This window comes from Microbulbifer halophilus, from assembly GCF_026183675.1.
In the GTDB taxonomy this organism is placed as follows: domain Bacteria; phylum Pseudomonadota; class Gammaproteobacteria; order Pseudomonadales; family Cellvibrionaceae; genus Microbulbifer; species Microbulbifer halophilus.
In genome coordinates this window covers 1-381 of sequence record NZ_JAPIVK010000103.1, presented here as the reverse complement: position 1 = coordinate 381, position 381 = coordinate 1, and the positions used below count along the sequence as shown (strand labels likewise).

Annotated in this window: 1 protein-coding gene; it reads right to left on the bottom strand. The window is 69.6% G+C overall.

Annotated features, from left to right (window positions below):
• On the bottom strand, positions 1–381 hold a 381-nt coding region (locus OQE62_RS19405; protein ID WP_265723697.1), incomplete at both ends, for a thrombospondin type 3 repeat-containing protein.

Here is a 381-nt window from a genome sequence, read left to right as displayed (position 1 = left end):
GCAGGTGAGGCCGGTGTCGCCGCTGGTCACGGTGGCGTTCGGGTCGATGATCGGCTCGAACAGCTCGCCGGGTGCGCAGGACACCACGTCCGGGTCGCAGGCGTCGCCGATACCGTCACCGTCGCCGTCCTCCTGGCCGGGGTTGGCGGTATCCGGACAGTTGTCGACATCGTTGTCGACGCCGTCGCCGTCGCGGTCGTCGTCACAGGCATCGCCGATGCCGTCGCCGTCCTGGTCTTCCTGGCCGGAGTTGGGCACTGCGGGGCAGTTGTCGCTGCCGTTGTCGACGCCGTCGCCGTCCAGGTCGTCGTCACAGGCGTCGCCGATACCGTCGCCGTCGGTGTCGGTCTGGTCGGCGTTGGGGGTCATCGGGCAGTTGTC